At 59.4% G+C, this 18036-nt stretch carries 16 protein-coding genes; 3 read left to right on the forward strand and 13 right to left on the reverse strand.

Going from position 1 to position 18036, the window contains the following annotated elements; genetic code table 11:
- Window positions 1-17 precede the first annotated feature (17 nt).
- The 4 genes from sixA to B0H98_RS00745 form a co-directional block, all read right to left on the reverse strand.
- Window positions 18-500, reverse strand: a complete 483-nt coding sequence (gene sixA, locus B0H98_RS00730) for a phosphohistidine phosphatase SixA (RefSeq protein ID WP_106373159.1) — start codon at window positions 498-500, stop codon at window positions 18-20.
- On the reverse strand, window positions 493-1560 hold the full coding sequence (locus tag B0H98_RS00735) for an NAD(P)H-dependent glycerol-3-phosphate dehydrogenase (RefSeq protein ID WP_106373160.1): 1068 nt from the start codon (window positions 1558-1560) through the stop codon (window positions 493-495). Before B0H98_RS00735 ends, sixA begins: the two co-directional genes overlap by 8 nt.
- A gap of 100 nt (window positions 1561-1660) precedes the next feature.
- Window positions 1661-3565, reverse strand: a complete 1905-nt coding sequence (htpG, locus tag B0H98_RS00740) for a molecular chaperone HtpG (RefSeq protein WP_106373161.1) — start codon at window positions 3563-3565, stop codon at window positions 1661-1663.
- Window positions 3566-3663: 98 nt separating this feature from the next.
- Window positions 3664-4011 (reverse strand): YkvA family protein, encoded by a 348-nt coding sequence (locus tag B0H98_RS00745; RefSeq protein ID WP_106373162.1) that lies wholly within the window; start codon window positions 4009-4011, stop codon window positions 3664-3666.
- Window positions 4012-4111: 100 nt separating this feature from the next.
- Between B0H98_RS00745 and B0H98_RS00750 the strand changes: the two genes are divergently transcribed.
- Window positions 4112-6061 (forward strand): transglycosylase SLT domain-containing protein, encoded by a 1950-nt coding sequence (locus B0H98_RS00750; protein ID WP_106373163.1) that lies wholly within the window; start codon window positions 4112-4114, stop codon window positions 6059-6061.
- Between the two features lie 28 nt (window positions 6062-6089).
- Here the strand turns inward: B0H98_RS00750 and B0H98_RS00755 are convergent, their stop codons facing one another.
- Window positions 6090-6737 carry a LysE family translocator gene (locus B0H98_RS00755; protein ID WP_244182958.1) on the reverse strand — a complete coding sequence of 216 codons (648 nt, stop codon included), beginning with the start codon at window positions 6735-6737 and terminating at the stop codon, window positions 6090-6092.
- A 145-nt stretch (window positions 6738-6882) separates the two neighbouring features.
- Here B0H98_RS00755 and B0H98_RS00760 point away from each other — a divergent pair, with 145 nt between their 5' ends.
- The gene (locus B0H98_RS00760; RefSeq protein ID WP_007114660.1) at window positions 6883-7086 is read left to right on the forward strand and encodes a cold-shock protein; all 204 of its coding nucleotides are present in this window, start codon (window positions 6883-6885) and stop codon (window positions 7084-7086) included.
- 72 nt (window positions 7087-7158) lie between these two features.
- On the opposite strand, the gene B0H98_RS00765 is transcribed toward B0H98_RS00760, so the two are convergent.
- From B0H98_RS00765 to B0H98_RS00780, 4 genes are all read right to left on the reverse strand, one after another.
- Window positions 7159-7938 (reverse strand): hypothetical protein, encoded by a 780-nt coding sequence (locus tag B0H98_RS00765; protein WP_106373165.1) that lies wholly within the window; start codon window positions 7936-7938, stop codon window positions 7159-7161.
- A gap of 37 nt (window positions 7939-7975) precedes the next feature.
- The gene (gene yegS / locus B0H98_RS00770; RefSeq protein WP_106373166.1) at window positions 7976-8935 is read right to left on the reverse strand and encodes a lipid kinase YegS; all 960 of its coding nucleotides are present in this window, start codon (window positions 8933-8935) and stop codon (window positions 7976-7978) included.
- A 37-nt stretch (window positions 8936-8972) separates the two neighbouring features.
- Complete coding sequence (pepN, locus tag B0H98_RS00775) at window positions 8973-11609, reverse strand: aminopeptidase N (protein ID WP_106373167.1); 2637 nt, start codon at window positions 11607-11609, stop codon at window positions 8973-8975.
- Window positions 11610-11715: 106 nt separating this feature from the next.
- The gene (locus B0H98_RS00780) at window positions 11716-12201 is read right to left on the reverse strand and encodes a YajQ family cyclic di-GMP-binding protein (RefSeq protein WP_106373168.1); all 486 of its coding nucleotides are present in this window, start codon (window positions 12199-12201) and stop codon (window positions 11716-11718) included.
- Window positions 12202-12407: 206 nt separating this feature from the next.
- Between B0H98_RS00780 and cobO the strand changes: the two genes are divergently transcribed.
- On the forward strand, window positions 12408-13007 hold the full coding sequence (gene cobO / locus B0H98_RS00785; protein WP_106373169.1) for a cob(I)yrinic acid a,c-diamide adenosyltransferase: 600 nt from the start codon (window positions 12408-12410) through the stop codon (window positions 13005-13007).
- Window positions 13008-13110: 103 nt separating this feature from the next.
- On the opposite strand, the gene B0H98_RS00790 is transcribed toward cobO, so the two are convergent.
- From B0H98_RS00790 to hflK, 4 genes are all read right to left on the reverse strand, one after another.
- Window positions 13111-14409, reverse strand: coding sequence for an adenylosuccinate synthase (locus tag B0H98_RS00790; RefSeq protein WP_106373170.1), 1299 nt, complete (start codon window positions 14407-14409; stop codon window positions 13111-13113).
- On the reverse strand, window positions 14409-15602 hold the full coding sequence (locus tag B0H98_RS00795) for an ATP phosphoribosyltransferase regulatory subunit (protein ID WP_106373171.1): 1194 nt from the start codon (window positions 15600-15602) through the stop codon (window positions 14409-14411). The genes B0H98_RS00790 and B0H98_RS00795 overlap by 1 nt, the downstream gene beginning before the upstream one ends.
- Before the next feature lie 178 nt (window positions 15603-15780).
- Window positions 15781-16677, reverse strand: coding sequence for a protease modulator HflC (gene hflC / locus B0H98_RS00800; protein ID WP_106373172.1), 897 nt, complete (start codon window positions 16675-16677; stop codon window positions 15781-15783).
- Window positions 16678-17973, reverse strand: a complete 1296-nt coding sequence (gene hflK, locus B0H98_RS00805; RefSeq protein ID WP_106373173.1) for an FtsH protease activity modulator HflK — start codon at window positions 17971-17973, stop codon at window positions 16678-16680.
- Window positions 17974-18036 lie beyond the last annotated feature (63 nt).

The following is an 18036-nucleotide window of genomic DNA, read 5'->3' on the forward strand; positions in this document are numbered from 1 at the left end:
TTGTGGCCAGTGCTTGACTAGCCAAGCTGGCCTGGCGCAGTAAAGCGCTTCAAGTACGCACAGCCCGCCGCCCACACTTCGGCTTCGAGCTCGGCGATGGCGGCCGTGGCAAACCCTACCCCCTGCCCGGCTTTTCCCTCTACCAGCAGCCCGGTTAGCTCGCCTACAAGCGGCATATGGCTGACAAGCATGATAGGCGCCCCATCCGGCTGGTTCAGCAGCCATTCGCTGACGCCTGCCGGATCGTCATCGGGAGTAATGACATCAAGGGTCGCAACCGGGCAGCCAAGCGCCTTGGCAATCAGCTCGGCGGTCTGCTGAGCGCGGACGTAAGGGCTTGCATACACAACGGGCATTGCAAGCTCGCCCTGCTCCGTACGCTTAGCCAGCCAGTGCCCCATGGCCGCCGCCTCCTGCTCGCCACGGGGCGTCAACGCCCGCTTGCTGTCCGGAAAGCCCGGGGCCGCCTCACCGTGGCGCATGATCAAGAGACTACTCATGCCAACCTCGATTCTTCTGATGGGCCTGCTGTACCGCTTCCCGGGGTAGAATGAACTCCACGTCGCTGCTCTGCTCGCCCATCATCAGCGTGCGTGCCATCTCTTTCGCGGGCACGCCGTCGAACAGAACATGGTAAAGCCCTTCGGCAAGCGGCATGTAAACCCCCATTTCCTGGGCCTTGGCGCATACCAGCTTGACGGTATTGACCCCTTCGGCCACCTGCCCCAGCGCCGAGACGGCCTCCTCGAGACTGCGCCCCTCACCCATGGCGTAACCCACGCGGTAGTTGCGCGACAGGCTGGAGGAGCAGGTAACGATCAGATCGCCCACCCCAGCCAGGCCCAGAAAGGTCATCGGGTTGGCGCCCTGGGCCACGGCAAAGCGGCTCATCTCGGCAAGCGCCCGGGTCATCAACATGCTGCGGGTGTTTTCGCCCATGCCCAGCGCCGCCGCCATGCCAGCGGCAATCGCGTAGATGTTCTTGAGCGCCCCGCCAAGCTCGACGCCGTGGCGGTCGTTGCTGGCATACACGCGGAAGTAGCGGCAGCCCAGCGCCTGCTGCACGCGGGTGCGGGTCAGCGCATCGGCGCTGGCAATCACCGTGGCGGTCAGCTGCTTGTCGGCAATTTCCGAGGCGAGGTTCGGTCCGGCGATCACGCCAATATGCGTAAAGCCGGTTTCCTGCTCCAGCACCTGGCTCATCAGGAAAAAGCTGTCCTGCTCGATACCCTTGGTCGTGCTGACCAGAATCTGGCTGGCCGAGAGCCAGGGCTTGGCTGCCTGCACGACACTGCGAAACGCCTTGGAAGGAATGGCGATCAGGACGAGCTCAGCCTCTTCAAGCACCGCCTGGAGATCCGTCGAGGCGGTGACCGCCGGGTTGATCGCGTAGTGTGGCAGGTAGCGGCCATTACGGTGCTCCTGATTGATCTGTGCGACCAGCACTTCATCGCGCATCCACTGACGCACCTGGGCGCCGTTGTCCGCTGCGATGCTGGCAAGTGCCGTGCCGAAACTGCCGCCACCCAGCACCGCGACCTTGATTTGCTGCTCAGCCATAGGAGTGTCCTAAGAGTCTTGCCAAATATCTGACTACTTTACCAAAACAAACGGCCCGCCTGGGAATCCAAACGGGCCGTGATAGATCAAGCGACTGAGTTTACGCCGTCAGTACGCTGTTCAGACGCTTCACATAAGCCGCCGGGTCGTCCAGGTGGCCGCCTTCGGCGATGATCGCCTGATCAAGCAGAATGTGCGCCAGATGGGTAAAGAGCTCACCCTCGGCGCTTTCCAGCCGGGCGACCAGCGCATGCTCCGGGTTAAGCTCAAGAATCGGCTTCACTTCGGGCATTTTCTGACCAGCCGCTTCCATGATGCGGCGCATCTGGTAGCCCATTTCGTGCTCGGGCAGCACCACGCAGGCCGGAGAATCGGTCAGGCGGTGAGTCACCTTCACTTCCTGAACACCGTCGCTCAGCGCCTCTTTTACCCGCTTGACCAGATCTTCCTTGGCCTTGGCGGTCTCTTCCTGGGCTTTCTTCTCGGCTTCGTCTTCCACGTCGCCAAGGTCAAGCTCGCCTTTGGCGACATCCGCGAACGACTTGCCGTCGAATTCGGTCAGGTGGCTCATCAGCCATTCATCGATGCGGTCAGACAGCAGCAGAACCTCGATGCCTTTCTTGCGGAAGATTTCCAGATGCGGGCTGTTCTTGGCTGCGTTGAAACTGTCAGCTACCACGTAGTAGATCTTCTGCTGGCCTTCTTTCATGCGCTCGACGTAATTCGCAAGCGATTGATCCTGGGTGGCCGTGTCGTTGTGCGTGGACGCAAAGCGCAGAAGACCGGCGATTTTTTCGCGGTTGGCGAAATCTTCGCCCGGGCCTTCCTTGAGCACGCTGCCGAAGGTGTTCCAGAAGGTCTGGTACTGTTCGCTGTCCTTGGAAAGCTTGGTAAGCATATCAAGCGCGCGCTTGGTCAGCGCACCCTTGATCTTGTCGACCTGCGGGTCCTGCTGCAATAGCTCGCGGGAAACGTTGAGCGACAGGTCGCGGGTATCCAGCACACCCTTGATAAAACGCAGGTAGAGTGGCAGGAACTGCTCGGCGTCGTCCATGATGAACACGCGCTGTACGTAGAGCTTGACCCCACGGGCGCCGTCACGCTCGTACATGTCAAACGGTGCGCGTCCCGGCACGTAAAGCAGGCTGGTGTACTCGAGCTTGCCCTCTACCTTGTTATGGCTCCAGGCCAGTGGGTCGCTGAAGTCATGGGCGACATGCTTGTAGAACGCCTTGTACTCGTCATCGCTGACCTCGCTCTTGGGGCGCGCCCAGAGTGCGGTAGCTTCGTTGACGGTTTCCCAGGTCGTGACTTCGCTGCCCTCGATGTCGTTGCCTTCGTCATCCTTGGCTGTTTCCGTCTTCGGCATGCGCACGGGTACTTCGATATGATCGGAGTACTTGCGTACCAGGCTCTGCAGACGGTAATCGTCGGCAAACTCCTTGGCGTCTTCCTTGAGATACAGGGTGATTTCAGTGCCGTGGGTCTCACGCTCGATATCGGCTACGGTGAACTCGCCTTCACCCCTGGAGCGCCACTCGACACCCTCGGAGGCTTCAGTGCCCGCCTTGCGGGTGCGCACGGCCACCTCATCGGCCACGATAAATCCGGAGTAGAAGCCCACACCGAACTGACCAATCAGCTTGGCATCCTTCTGCTGCTCGCCGGACATCTGCTTGAGAAACTCAGCGGTGCCCGAACGTGCAATGGTACCCAGGTTGGCAATGACGTCTTCGCGGTTCATGCCAATACCGTTATCGCGCAGGGTAATGGTATTGGCCTCACGGTCGTGCTCGATTTCAACGCGCAGCTCGCTGTCGCCTTCGTACAGGGCGTCGTTATCCAGGGCGGCATAACGCAGCTTGTCGCAGGCATCGGCGGCGTTGGAAATCAGCTCGCGCAGAAATATCTCCCGGTTCGAGTACAGGGAGTGAATCATCAGATTAAGCAGTTGCTTGACTTCGGTTTGAAAGCCTAGAGTTTCTTCGTGGGTCGCAGTCGTCATACGCCTAGCCCTCTTCAATTACATGGTGCCGGGTGCGCCCGCCTGACGGCAGGCGCAAAAATTCGTGTGAACTGAATATGGGGATAAGCGGTGCGATTTCAAGAAGGTGTGTGTGCAGAAGTGGCAATATCGATATTGCCATTTTTCCAGTTGCGGTAATCTGCCAGACGCTGATCGATACGGTTGAGCAGCCAGCCAACGATGACGACATCGTCGATAAGACCAATGAAGACGATAAAATCGGGGATAAGATCAAACGGCATGGCAAGATAGGCAAGCGCCAGCGCCATCATGCCAAAGGCCGACCAGGGTACGGGACGAAAGCGGCCCGCGATGACATCGCGAGTCATGGGCACGAAGATCTTGAGCGCTCGGCCAATACGCTTGACTGCCCACACGCGGGATTTAAGTCGACGAAATAACCACCAAGTGGATAATCGAGCCATCGTAATTGAATCCTCCAAGTGTCACGATTGTCTGAACAATATTTGACCATTTAGTTCACTATAGCGGATGTGAATCCGTCAGCGATCAAGAGAGAGTGCTATGCAGGCATCGCCATTTCGAACTCCCTTTCGCGCGCTTTGCGCGGCCTTGTTAGTGGGCTTGCCCGCCGTGTCGTGGGGCGCTTCCGATACCGCCATGCGCGATGCGCTGGAAGCAGCGCGCCAACAGCAGTGGAACCGCGTGGATGAACGCGCCATCGAGGGCCATGTGCTCAGCGGCTACGTCGAGTACCATCGGCTGCGCAATCAATTGCCCAACCTGTCGCCCGGCCAGGTTCAAGGCTTTATCGACCGGCATGGCGACTCGCCGCTTTCAGAGTGGCTGCGTGGCCAGGCCATTGCCAAGTACGGCCATGCGGGCCGTTACAGCGATTTACTGGCTGTGGCTGACGGCGAGCCTGCTGGCACTGCGCGCCAGTGCTACTACTACGCTGCACTGCTGGATTCACAGCCCCAGGCCGCTTCCGAGGCGGGCCTTGCCCTGTGGCTTGAAGGCAATTCTCAACCGGATGCCTGCGACCCGCTTTTCAATCGCTTGCGTGCCAACGGCACTATCGATGAAGCGGCTATCTGGGATCGCAAGATGCTCGCCTGGCAAGCCGGTGAAGCAGGCCTGTCGACGTATTTAAGCAGCCAGCTCAGCGGTCAATGGCAAACGGCCATCGAAACCGCTGATCGGGTAAGCAGCCAGACGCGGGCGATTCTCTCCGCACCTGCCTGTCTTGGCCCAGAGTGCAAGGCCACTGCGGCCTTTTATCAGGCCGCCATGCAGCGCTTTACCCGCGAAGATACGCCCGCCGCGCTGGCCGCTTGGCAAACCATGGCTCCCAACCTGAACCTGATGCCCGATGACCGCCAGGTTATTGAAGAAGAACTCGCGTTTTACGCGCTGGTGCGTGATGTACCCGGGGCGATCAGCTGGGTAGACAGCGTTCTCCCTTCGCTTGAAAGCGAGCGCGTGCTTGAACTTCGCGTACGCCGCGCCCTGGCCGAGCGCCGCTGGCAGGACGTGATACGCTGGATTGCGGCCATGCCTGCCGGGCAGCAGGAGAACAGCCGCTGGCAGTACTGGCTGGCGCGCGCCAACGAGCAGCTGGGCAATCAGGATGCTGCCACCGCTCGCTATCGCCAGGCGGCCGAGGACCGTAGCTTCTTCGGCTTTGCGGCGGCTGAAAAGCTGGGCCAGCCTTACCAGCTCAACCTGGAGCGCAACCATTTCGACGATGCCTCCCGCGAGCGCACCGCGCAGCTACCTGCGGTACAGCGTACCGAGGCACTGCTGCGCATTGGTGAAGACGGCCTGGCCAACAGCGAGTGGCTCTACGCGGTGCAAAACGGCTCGCATCAACAGGCCCGCGCACTGGCTGACTACGCCGACCACCAGCAGTGGCACGCGCGCCTGGTGCAGACCACCATTGCCGGCAACATGTGGGATGCGCTGGACTGGCGCTTTCCGCAGGCCTACCGCGACAGTTTCATGCACTGGGGTAATCAGACCGGCGTGGACCCCTACCTGTTGATGGCCATCACCCGTCGTGAAAGCGCCTACAACCCGGTAGCGCTGTCGCCGGCCGGTGCACGTGGGCTTATGCAGCTGATGCCGGGCACAGCGACCCTGGTAAGCCGCCAACTGGGTATCAGCGACCCGGGGCCTTACGGCATTCTCGACCCTGAACTCAATATTCGCCTGGGCAGCACTTACCTGCGCGACAAGCTGAATCGCTACCAGGGTAACCGGCTGGCCGCTGCTGCGGCCTATAACGCAGGCCCGGGGCGTGTGGATCAGTGGCTGGGCAGTGGAATGGAGTCGTTTGACCTGTTCGTGGAAAGCATTCCCTTCCGGGAAACCCGCGACTATGTACAGGCGGTACTCAGCTACCGGGTCATCTTTGAAAGTCTGGCCAATGGCGGCAATAGTGAAGGCGTTTCGTTACTCAGCGAAAACGAGCAGCAGGTGCGCTATGACCGCGCCCTGCTGGCCCGGCGCTAATCTTTCGGCTTTTACCTTGAGCGCCCGGTCAAACCGGGCGCTGCTCCATGGCCAGGCGAATACCAAAGGCTATCAGTACCGATCCCGTGGCCGCATTCAGGGTCTGGGCAAAGCGCGGGCTTGATAGCCATTTGCCGGCACTGCCTATCATCAGCACCACACCAATCTGCCAGATATTGGCAATCACGAAATGTACGCTTGCAAGCCAGAGCGACTTCGACAGCGCCGGGTCCCCCGGAGAAATGAACTGTGGCAGGAAGGCCATGTAAAACACGATGGTCTTGGGGTTGAGCACATTGGAAAGCAGCCCCTCTTTTACCGGCTGCCATAGGGAAACGGTGCTCTTCACCCCCGCGACACCTTGCACCGGTAAAGGCTGACCGCGCCGTGCGGCTAGAAGGCTTGTCACCCCCAGCCATACAAGATATCCCGCCCCGACAAGCTTCAGCAGATGAAAGGCCCAGGCCGACTGCAGCAGAATCAGCGAAATGCCCAGTGCCGAAATGGTCGCATGCACAAACAGGCCGCAGCAGATCGCCACACTGGTGATTACACCGTCACGAACCCCACCCCGCGCGGTATTGCGAATGACCAGCAGCGTATCGACACCAGGCGTAATGGACAGCAGCGTAATGGCAATCAAGAAGGCCACAAACTGCGAATCCATCAGACTCATTAACGTCATAAAAAGGCACTCAAAAAGGGGTGAAGAAACTTTAGATCATCACTGGACGATCCATTTTTTTACATCTACATTGTTTTAGCGGGCAGGCACAATGACTGCTTGTCTGAACATTATAAGCACGTTAAGGAAACGCATAATGGCAACTGGTACTGTTAAGTGGTTCAACGACACGAAAGGCTTCGGCTTCATCTCTCCCGATGACGGCGGAGACGATCTGTTTGCCCACTTCTCCGAAATTCAGGCTGAAGGCTTCAAGACCCTGCAAGATGGTCAAAAAGTCAGCTTTGAAGTGACTCAGGGTAAAAAGGGCCTTCAGGCTTCCAACATTCGTCCTGCCTAAGCAGCCGCGAATGAAGCAAGGCCCGCGTTCAGCGGGCCTTTTTTGTGCGCGTTCTTTATAGGACCGGTAACCTCACTGACCTTCGTTTTCACTCGGCGTCTGCCGTGTGCGCCCATTAGAGCGCGAATCCGCGTCAGTTTCATTATCCAGAATAGCGCCGCGGCTACGGCTATCGTCATGCTCGCGCTCGATCTCCTTGAACTGCTCTTCAAGGCGCTGCTGCGCCTCTTCAAAGCGCCGCTCGGTATCCTCGATCAATGCTTCTACATCGGTGGCTTCAAGGTTATCGTCCAGGCGCGTGCTTTCGGGCAGGCTGCTTTCGACCTCCCAGTCCGTGGTAAAGGTTTCTTCATCCACGGCTGGCCGCTCAGCGTCCTGCTGCTCGACTTCCTGAAACTGCTCTTCCAGGCGACGCTGCGCTTCTTGAAAGCGCTGCTCGGTTTCGGCAATCATGTCATCAACATCCGAGCGCGTGGCCTCGCCCGGCATGGCACCGCCTTCCTCCAGTACGTCATCGGGGTCGGCTGCCAGCGTATCCTCATTGGCGGTGACCTCTTCAGCCACGCTTTCATCGCGTGCGGCCGGGTCGGTTTGCATATCGCCGCGTAGCGACTCGGCACGCTCCAGCTCTTCAGCAGCCTGGCGCGCCTCGACATCATCTTCCATCTCGTCGGGGCTTGGCATCTCGGCTGCATTCTCGGCGGCTGCCGGGGCTTCCTGCTCCTGCACCACTTCATCATCGGCCACCGATGATTCGTCAGGCGCTACATTGGCCTCTTCCTGGGAATCTCCGCAGGCGCTGAGCAACAGCGACAGCGCCGCAACAGCGGGTATCCATAGACGATTAACCATTTCCCTCTCCTTGAATAACTCGTTTAAAGACCGCGCATCAATGCCGATCGTTGGTCGACAAAAGCGCACAGCCTTCGGGTAACAGTACGCGCAGTGCCAAGGGCACCACTTCGGCGCTAAAGCGGTCGTACTGACACGCCTCGCCATCCAGCGTCAGCGGCCAGGCCGGGTCGTCGCGCTGGGTAGTGACGGTGAGCTGGGTCGCCGTAAAATAGCGCACGAATTCGCCGTTTGCCGGAAAGCTCTGCAGCTCGCTCACCAGCGTCGGCAGCTCGGTCACCGAGCTGAAATCCCGAACCAGCAGTATATCGAGACGCCCATCGTCGAGCTTGGCGCGGGGCGCCAGCACCTGGCCGCCACCGGACTGGCGGCCGTTGCCGATGGCCAGCAGCAGCAGCGATGCCGCTTCTTCCTGATCACTCCAGTGCAACGTGCCGCGATAGCTGCGATGCCGCCAGGCCTTGAGGGCGCCCATCAGCGAATAGGCACCGCCTCCCAGCAACCGCTTGAGCGTCTTGGGGGTCGTGGAGGTGATTTCAGCGCCAAACCCGCCGGTGGTCATGTTGACGTAGTACTTGGTGGAACTCGCCTCGCCCTCCTCGGCGGTGACGCGCACTACATCGACGGGATAGGCATTCAGCGTCATCGCCGCCGCAAGCGCAGGCCCCGGCTCCAGCGGTAGCCCGGTTGAGGTAGCAAAATCGTTGGCACTTCCCAGCGGCACGATACCCAGCGCCGGGCGCTTGTCATGGGCCACGCGCATCAAGCCATTGACCACCTCATTGACCGTACCATCCCCACCGCAGGCAATGACATGCGTGATACCCGCGTCAAACGCCTCTTCGGCAAATTGCGCCGCATCGCCGCCTTCCCAGGTCGAGCGTACGGTAATATGCATCCCTGCGTTGCGCTGCTCTTCAACAGCGTCGCGTAATGCCGGGTTACCGGCAGACTTACCGTTCACAATAAGTAAAAAACGCTGCTGTGAGTCTTTCACCAATGCATTCCTTTCATGGTTGAAGGGCTGGTACTGCTCACGCCAGCGCTTTTGCGACTACCTCGTATACATTAGAAGATAGCGGCTCTTGCTTGATCCGCTCAAGCTGGTGACGCATGAGCGCCTGGCGCGCTTCGTCAAACCGCTGCCAGCGGGTAAGCGGAGTCACCAGCCGCGCGGCGATTTCGGGATTCAGACGGTTAAGCTCGATGACGACATCGGCCAGTAGTGCATATCCCTTTCCATCCAGGCGATGGAAGTTGACTCGATTCTGCGCAAAAGCGCCCACCAACGCACGTACTTTGTTGGGGTTGCGAAGTGAAAACGCCGGGTGCTGCATCAAAAACTCCACCCGCTCGAGTACATCAGGCTGCGGCCTGGTCACCTGAATGGTAAACCACTGATCCATTACCAACGGATCATGCGCCCACTTTTCACCAAACGCCTTGAGTGCCGGGCCGGAAAGGTCGTCGCGGTCGCTGTGCACCAGAAGCGTAAGCGCATGACGCACGTCGGTCATGTTGTGCTTGGCCGCCACCTGCTCCTGGCAGAAAGCGATGGCCTGATCATCCTCAATCGCCATCAAGTAGCCAAGCGCTACGTTCTTGAGGCTGCGCTTGGCGATTTGTTCAGGCGTAGGCGCATAGGGCTCGTCCGAGCGATTGGCTTCAAAGACCGCCATGAACTCATCACGCAGCGCAAATGCCAGTGATTGACGCACGAATTCCCGCGCCGCGTGGATGGCATCCACATCCACAATGGGCTGCTGCTCGGCAATGTAAGCTTCTGAGGGCAGGGTCAGCATCTCGGCCAGCACGGCCTTGTCTGCACTTGCTCCGGCCCCGGTCAGCAATGTTTTAAAGGCGTCCGTCACTCGCGTATCCATGACTTTTTCAACGCCATTGCGATGAGCGGCGATCAGGTCATCCAGCGCCAGCATGGCCAGGCGCTGACCGGCATCCCAGCGGTTGAAACCGTCGCTGTCGTGCGTCAGCAGAAACGCAAGATCCTCGCGGGAGTAGGGAAAATGCATTTTTACCGGCGCCGAGAAATCGCGCAGCAATGACGGCACCGGCGCCTCGGCCACATCGGTAAATACGAAAGTCTGCTCGTCGTCACGCAGGTGGACGACGGCATCCTTGCCTAGCTTCTCGCCTGCCAGGGTCAGCGTCAGATCCTGCCCGGACTTGGTGCCGACAAGCCCCATCCGCACCGGGATATGCAGCGGCTGCTTTTGAGTCTGCCCCGGCGTTGCCGGAGTGCGCTGACGCAGGGTGAGATGATATTCGCTATGGGCGTAGTCATATTCACCGTAGGCATCGATTTCCGGCGTACCGGCCTGAGAGTACCAGCGCATGAACTGACCGAGGTCTTCACCGGACGCCTCGGCCATGCAGTTCACGAAGTCTTCAATCGTGACCGCCTGGCCATCGAAACGCTCGAAGTAGGTATCGGCGCCGCGGCGAAAAGCATCCCACCCGACCAGATTACACAGCATGCGTACAACCTCAGCGCCCTTCTCGTAGATGGTCAGGGTGTAGAAGTTGGTGATTTCGATATAGTGATCCGGGCGTACCGGGTGCGCCGTGGGGCCTGCATCTTCGGCGAACTGGGCAGTGCGGAAAAAAGACACGTCTTCGATTCGTTTGACCGGCGCCGAGTTGGTATCGGCGGAAAAGCACTGGTCGCGAAAGACCGTGAAGCCCTCTTTCAACGATAGCTGGAACCAGTCGCGGCAGGTGACACGGTTGCCCGACCAGTTGTGAAAATATTCGTGGGCCACGATGCCTTCGACATTCTGAAACGCGGCATCGGTGGCGGTATCCGGGTGAGTCAGCACGGCGGCGGAGTTGAAGATGTTCAGCCCCTTGTTTTCCATGGCGCCCATGTTGAAGTCGTTGACTGCCACGATCATGAACAGGTCGAGATCGTACTCGCGGCCGTAGGTCTGCTCATCCCAGGTCATGGAACGCTTGAGCGACGCCATGGCGTGCTCGGTTTTATCCAGGTTCTCCTTCTCGACCCAGATCTGTAGCGTCACGTTGCGCCCGCTCATGGTCGTGAAAGTATCTTCGACCTTGTGCAGATTGCCCGCCACCAGAGCAAACAGGTAGCAGGGCTTGGGATGCGGGTCGTCCCATTTTACGAAGTGGCGGCCATTTTCAAGCTCGCCCCGCTCTACCGGGTTGCCATTGGCCAGCAGCACTGGTTCGCGCTGGGCGTCCCCGATCACCGTAACGGTAAAGGTCGCCATGACATCCGGGCGGTCCGGGTAGAAGGTAATCCGCCGAAAACCTTCCGCCTCGCACTGGGTGCAATACATGCCGCTTGACTGGTACAGACCTTCCAGCGCCGTGTTCGCACTGGGGGCGATTTCGACCTCGCTCTCGAGGCTGAAGCTGGCCGGCACGGCATGAATTTCAAGGCCGTGATCATCCAAGCGATACTCGGATTCAGTGAGCGGCGTGCCGTCAATGGCAAGCGAAATCAATGTCAGATGCTCGCCCTCGAGCACCAACGGCGCCTTGCCATCGGCCTGGTCGTTGCGTTCAATCAATAATCGCGCTTTTACACGGGTGGCGGCAGGGTCAAGATCAAACGTCAGCTCGGTATGGGTAACGCGATAGGCGGGCGGCTGGTAGTCGCTTAAATAAACCGGCTGCGGATCAGACATAGTGCGTAGCTCCTGTGGTAAACGATTGTTGAAGGTCGGGAATCGGGCAACGCGGCGGCGCTGCCCTTGTATGTTTAGTCGCGAATAGTTGCTGTCGCGAATAGACTCAGTCGCGGAAGTTGTCGAACTGCAGCGGCAATTCGGGGCCTTCTTCGCCACGCAGCAAGGCCATCACGCTTTGAAGGTCGTCGCGCTTCTTGCCGGTCACACGGACTTTCTCGCCCTGGATCTGCGCCTGTACCTTGAGCTTGCTTGCCTTGATACGCTTGACCACATCCTTGGCTTCGGCCTGATCAAGCCCCTGCTTGAGTACCACTTCCTGGCGGGCCTTTACACCGGAAAGCTCCGGGTCCTTGATATCCATGCAGCGCGCATCGATACCCCGTGCAATCAATCGGCCGCGCAGTACGTCCAGCATCTGCTTGAGCTGAAAATCAACCTCGGCCTCCAGCTGGACTTTCTCACCTTCAAGGGCAAAGCTTGCGTCAACGCCTTTGAAATCAAAGCGTGACTGTACTTCACGATTGGCCTGGTCAATGGCATTGGTAGCTTCGTGCTGATCAAATTCCGAGACGATATCAAATGAGGGCATGACAGTTATCCTAGCAAGACATGACTCGTTATTTTAGAGCAGCAAGCCCCCTACCGGCTAATCCTGTTGCCGATTCGTTCCAAAAATTCCACATGCGTTAGTCAAAAACACCCCGCGGCACCCGCTTTATCCGCCGGCTACGCATTATCAGCCACATACCGTAACCTATAGGCGTGTTAATCGACCGACGCGGTACAGGAGCAACGATGACAGACCGTAATACGCGCCATAAGGCATCCATGGAAAAGCTCAAGGCCCGCGTGGACGAAAAAGTGGCCAATGCCACCGAGCAGCGCGGCCTGCTGCTGATCAATACCGGCAACGGCAAGGGTAAAACCACCGCCGCCTGGGGCACCGTCACCCGCTCTCTGGGCTACGGTTACAAGGTAGGCGTTGTGCAGTTCATCAAGGGACTTTGGGAGTGCGGCGAGCGCAACCGCCTGGAAGCCGACCCCAACCTTGAAGTAGCCATCATGGCCACCGGCTTCACCTGGGATACGCAAAACCGTGAAGCCGACACTCAAGCGTGCCAGGCAGTATGGAAAGACGCCGAACGCATGCTGGCCGACCCAGACACTTACCTTGTGGTGCTGGATGAGATCACTTACATGCTCAAGTTTGGCTATCTGGAGATCGCCACCGTCAAGGCCGCGCTTGAAAACCGCCCGCGTGAGCAGACCGTCATCATTACCGGGCGCAATGCGCACCGTGAACTCGTCGCCATGGCCGATACCGTGACGGAAATGCAGGAAGTGCGCCACGCGTTCAACAACGGTTTGCAGGCGCGGCGGGGTATCGATTTTTAAACGCTAATTATTCAGATAGCAAAGAGCGCAAAAGGGGCGCCGAAGCGCCCCTTTCGTAGCGGCCCAATCGCTTACACGCAGAGCCTGCCTGTTCTGATGCGTATCATTCGCCGTCAAACGGGTTACGCAGCACGATGGTTTCAACGCGGTCGGGGCCGGTTGAAATGATGTCGATACTGGTACCCACCTGCTCTTCCAGGAAACTGATATAAGCGCGCGCGTTCGCCGGCAGGTCTTCGACCTTCTTGGCACCCAGCGTCGACTCTTTCCAGCCCGGCAGGTCGTGATACACCGGCTCGACGGCTTCATAGCCTTCTGAATCGACCGGGTTGTCCAGCACGTCACCATCCTTGCTGCGATAGCCCACGCAGACGCGGATGTTTTCCAGTCCGTCGAGGACATCAAGCTTGGTCAGGCAGATGCCGGAGACCGAGTTGATCTGTACCGCGTGGCGCAGGGCCACCGCATCAAACCAGCCGCAGCGGCGCGGGCGGCCGGTGGTAGCCCCAAACTCGTGACCACGCTCAGCCAGGTGGCGGCCGTGGTCGTCAAACAGTTCGGTGGGGAACGGGCCAGAACCCACGCGCGTGGTGTACGCCTTGGTGATACCCAGCACGTAATCCAGATAGAGAGGGCCTACGCCGGAGCCCGTAGCCGTACCACCTGCGGTGGTGTTGGAGCTGGTAACAAACGGGTAGGTGCCGTGGTCGATATCCAGAAGCGAGCCCTGGGCACCTTCAAACAGGATGTTCTCACCGGCCTTGCGCAGGTCGTGCACCATGCTGACCGTGTCGCACACCATCGGGCGCAGCTCGTCGGCCATCTGCATGGCGCTGTCCAGCACTTCCTGGAAATCGACTGCCTGCTCGCCGTGATAATTGACCAGCACGAAGTTGTGATAATCCAGCACTTCACCCAGCTTGGAGGCAAAACGCTCGCGGTGAAGCATGTCGCCCAGGCGCAGGCCGCGGCGGGCTACCTTGTCTTCATAGGCCGGGCCGATACCACGGCCCGTGGTGCCGATCTTGGCAACGCCGCGGGCTTTTTCACGCGCCTGATCAAGACGCACGTGGTATGGCAGAATCAGCGGGCAGGCCGGCGACAGGCGCAGGCGTTCGCGCACCGGTACGCCCTTGTCTTCAAGCTCGCGGATCTCCTTGATCAGCGCCTCGGGGGAAAGCACCACCCCGTTGCCGATCACGCAGGTTTTGCCTGGACGCAGTACGCCAGAAGGGATCAGGTGAAGAACGGTTTTCTCACCGTCGATCACCAGGGTATGGCCGGCGTTATGGCCGCCCTGAAAACGCACTACCGCCGCCGCTGACTCGGTGAGCAGGTCGACGATCTTGCCTTTGCCTTCATCACCCCATTGGGTACCCAGGACTACGACATTCTTACCCATTATGCACTCGTCTCTTGTGTCAGGGCCGTTGTCTGCCAACAGCCATCGATAAACTCAAGACGGCGGTCACAGTCGTGCTCCGCCGGCCCAGTACGCTGCCCAGGCAGCGCTTGAATCACGCGTTCTCCCTGCTCTCGCAGTGCGACTATAACCGCATTGAGAGACTCATCTTCCTGCGCAGGTGCCCAGATTGCGCCATTGGCGGGTGATGCCAGCGCCAATGATGCCAGCTGCTTCAGATCCATGGAGAAGCCGGTGGCAGGCCGGGCGCGGCCAAAGGCGCGACCCGTATCATCATAACGCCCGCCCTTGGCCAACGCATGGCCGTAGCCTGGCACGTAAGCGGCGAACATCATTCCCGTGTGATACTGATAGCCGCGAAGCTCGGCAAGATCAAAATAGAGTGACACGTCAAAGCGGGCCAGTATGCCCTGGTAGAGCGCATCAAGCTGATCAAGCGCGGCGGTGACCGACACTGGCGCCCCGGCAAAACGCTCACGCGCCTGACCGAGTATGCCGGTATCGCCGTGCAGCTCGCCCAAGGCCATGAACATATCCGCCAGCACCGGATCGCCCACGCTGGCGCTTACCTGCTCGGCCAACTGGCCCGGCGATTTGAGGGCCAGCGCTTCGAATAAAGCACTCTCCTGCTCATCGCTGAGGGCGGCGGCTTCCACCAGGCTACGATAGATACCGATATGACCAAGCGCCAGGTGTATCTCGTCGGCGCCCGCGGCCTTCAGGCTTGAGAGCGCCAGGTGAATGATTTCACTATCGGCCTCGAGGCCAGCATGACCAAACAGCTCGACGCCTACCTGAACCGGGCTACGCCCGCCCTGATGCTGATCGGCCTTGGCGCGTAGCACGTTGGTGCAGTAGCAAAGCCGCACCGGGCCCTGGCGCTTGAGCGAGTGGGCATCCATGCGCGCCACCTGCGGCGTCACGTCCGCCGAGGCACCCATCATGCGGCCGGTCAACTGGTCAGTCAGCTTGAAAGTCTGAAGGTCAAGGTCGGTACCGGTACCGGTCAACAAGGAGTCCAGAAACTCCACCGGTGGCGGCATTACCTGGTCGTAGCCCCAGCAATGGTAGAGGTCGAGCAGCGCACGGCGCAGTTCTTCCATGCGGCTTGCCTGAGGCGGCAGCACCTCATCCATGCCGTCGGGCAGCAGCCAGCGGTCAGCGATGGTCATGTCAACAATCCTGCAAGACGATGAAGGCCCCGGACGCGATAAACGCACAAATCCTGAATGAGGGCCACAAAAAAACCGGGCGAACGCCCGGTTCAATTAAGTCTACCACGTTTAACACCGGGATGAACCCCGCCTGCGTCATGCGGCACTGTTCATCCCTGCCTGTTGTTACGTGGGCTTATTCGTCGCCGCCTTCCCCTGCGTTGGGAGAAGCGCTGCGCAGGTAGCGGAAGAAGTCGCTGTCAGGCTCCAGTACCAGCAGGTTGCCATCGCCCGAGAAGCTGTCGCGGTAGGCGTTCAGGCTGCGCCAGAAGGCGAAGAATTCCTGATCCTGGCCATAGGCTTCAGAGAAGATGCCGGCCGCTTCGGCGTCACCTTCACCGCGCAGGGTTTCTGCCCGCTCGTTCGCCTGGGCAATAAGTACCTGGCGGCGACGGTCGGCGTTGGCGCGAATACGTTCGGCCTCTTCCTGACCCTGGGCACGCCATTCACGCGCTTCGCGCTCACGCTCTGAACGCATCCGCTCGAATACAGCGGCTGAAACGTCGTCAGGCAGGTCGATACGCTTGATACGAATATCGCGAATCGCCACCCCCAGCTCTTCGCGCATCAGCTGGTCCAGCTCTTCAGTCGGGCCAATCATCAGGTCATCACGGCGCTCAGCAATGATTTCCTGAAGGTTCAGACGGCCAAACTCGTTACGCAGGCTCTCGTCAACACGCGGCTGAATGAGGCGAATGGCCATCATTTCGTCGCCCGCCGTGGCTTCGTAGTAGCGGGTAGGGTTGACCACCTGCCACTTGACGTAGGAGTCGACGATGACGGCCTTCTGCTCAAGCGTCAGATAACGACTGGTATCGGTATCCAGGGTCAGCAGGCGCGTATCGAACTTGCGCACCGTCTGCGCGATCGGCATCTTGGCATGAAGCCCTGGCTGAATGTTCTCTTCAACCACCTCACCAAAGCGCAGCTTGACCGCGCGCTCGGTTTCATCGACGACGTACAGCGTGTTGCTGGCAAGCCATGCAACGGCGGCCAGGGTACCTACAATTAGCAGGGATCGATTGTTAATCATTTACCGGCCCTCCCTGCGGATGGAGCTATTGCCTGAGGATGAATTGCTGCTGCCTTGCCCACTGCGCAGGTTCTCGATCACGCGCGGGTCGAGCTCTTCACCACCGGCATTACTGCTGTTGTTGCTGCTGTTACCATCGGTAGAACTGCTGCGCTCGCTGTTGCCGCGCATCTGGTCCAGCGGCAGGTACATGAGCGGCGCGTTTTCGCTTACATCCAGAAGCACCTTGGGCGTATTGCCAAACACTTCCTCGATGGCATCCAGATACATGCGCTCGCGCATGACTTCCGGCGCATTGCGGTACTCGGTCAACAGCGCATTGAAGCGGTTGGCCTGACCCTGCGCTTCGGCCACGACCGATTCGCGATAACCCTGACCCTGTTCGACTACGCGTTGAGCCTGACCTTGGGCAGCCGGGATGATCGCGTTGGCGTAGGCCATGCCTTCGTTGATCGTGCGCTGACGATCTTCGCGGGCACGAATAACGTCATCAAAAGCATCGATGACCGGCGCAGGTGCCGAGGTAGATTCGATGTTGATGGTTTGCAGATTGATACCCGCGCCATAGGCGTCAAGGTACGTCTGCAGACGGCTGGCGACCGAGCTACCCAGAATCTCACGACCAGAGGTCAGGATATCGATCATGTCCGTACCGCCAACCACGTGACGCAGAGCGGAATCAAGTGCGTTCTCGATGGAAAGCGCCGGGTCGCGCACGTTGAGCACGAAATCCTTCGGATTAGCGACCTGATACTGTGCCGAGATTTCCACTTCGACGATATTCTCGTCGCGAGTCAGCATCGACTGGGTCTGGGAGACAGAGCGCACGCGGGTGACGTTGACCATGCGCACGTCGTCGATCAGCGGCGGGTTCCACTGCAGACCGGGATTGACGATGCCCTGATATTCACCAAACCGCAGCACGACACCACGTTCGGACTGGTCGACAAGATAGAAGCCGGAAGCTGCCCAGATAGCCAGCGCCACGACCACCAGCAGGCCAGGCAGAGCCAGCGCGTTACGCGGTTTACCACTACCGCCACCCTTGTTGCCGCCGCTGCCCTTGCCCTTCTTGCCACCGCCGCCAAGCATGCCGTTCAGCTTGTCTTGAAATTTCTTGAGTGCTTCATCAAGGTCGGGAGGCCCTTGATTGTTGCCGCCGTTGTTGTTGCCACCGCCCCCTCCGCGGTTGCCATCATCGTTGCCACCACGGTTTCCACCGTCGTTGCCACCGCGTCGGCCGCCAGCACTCCATGGGTCATGCTGGTTGCCACCACCAGGCTCATTCCAGGCCATACTTCGTCTCCACTAAGGTGCTCACCTGCGCAGGGCCTGCCGTAGCAGCACCCCGCGCTTTTT

The sequence above is a fragment of the Vreelandella songnenensis genome (assembly GCF_003002925.1).
Lineage (GTDB): Bacteria > Pseudomonadota > Gammaproteobacteria > Pseudomonadales > Halomonadaceae > Vreelandella > Vreelandella songnenensis.

Excerpts from the sequence above, each read along its gene's own strand:
- B0H98_RS00780 (WP_106373168.1), bottom strand. The coding sequence starts at position 12,201 with ATGCCCTCATTTGATATCGTCTCGGAATTTGATCAGCACGAAGCTACC.
- pepN (WP_106373167.1), bottom strand. The coding sequence starts at position 11,609 with ATGTCTGATCCGCAGCCGGTTTATTTAAGCGACTACCAGCCGCCCGCC.
- hflC (WP_106373172.1), bottom strand. The coding sequence starts at position 16,677 with ATGATTAACAATCGATCCCTGCTAATTGTAGGTACCCTGGCCGCCGTT.
- B0H98_RS00750 (WP_106373163.1), top strand. The coding sequence starts at position 4,112 with ATGCAGGCATCGCCATTTCGAACTCCCTTTCGCGCGCTTTGCGCGGCC.
- B0H98_RS00745 (WP_106373162.1), bottom strand. The coding sequence starts at position 4,011 with ATGGCTCGATTATCCACTTGGTGGTTATTTCGTCGACTTAAATCCCGC.
- B0H98_RS00735 (WP_106373160.1), bottom strand. The coding sequence starts at position 1,560 with ATGGCTGAGCAGCAAATCAAGGTCGCGGTGCTGGGTGGCGGCAGTTTC.
- B0H98_RS00790 (WP_106373170.1), bottom strand. The coding sequence starts at position 14,409 with ATGGGTAAGAATGTCGTAGTCCTGGGTACCCAATGGGGTGATGAAGGC.
- hflK (WP_106373173.1), bottom strand. The coding sequence starts at position 17,973 with ATGGCCTGGAATGAGCCTGGTGGTGGCAACCAGCATGACCCATGGAGT.
- cobO (WP_106373169.1), top strand. The coding sequence starts at position 12,408 with ATGACAGACCGTAATACGCGCCATAAGGCATCCATGGAAAAGCTCAAG.
- htpG (WP_106373161.1), bottom strand. The coding sequence starts at position 3,565 with ATGACGACTGCGACCCACGAAGAAACTCTAGGCTTTCAAACCGAAGTC.
- B0H98_RS00795 (WP_106373171.1), bottom strand. The coding sequence starts at position 15,602 with ATGACCATCGCTGACCGCTGGCTGCTGCCCGACGGCATGGATGAGGTG.
- sixA (WP_106373159.1), bottom strand. The coding sequence starts at position 500 with ATGAGTAGTCTCTTGATCATGCGCCACGGTGAGGCGGCCCCGGGCTTT.
- B0H98_RS00755 (WP_244182958.1), bottom strand. The coding sequence starts at position 6,737 with ATGAGTCTGATGGATTCGCAGTTTGTGGCCTTCTTGATTGCCATTACG.
- B0H98_RS00765 (WP_106373165.1), bottom strand. The coding sequence starts at position 7,938 with ATGGTTAATCGTCTATGGATACCCGCTGTTGCGGCGCTGTCGCTGTTG.
- B0H98_RS00760 (WP_007114660.1), top strand. The coding sequence starts at position 6,883 with ATGGCAACTGGTACTGTTAAGTGGTTCAACGACACGAAAGGCTTCGGC.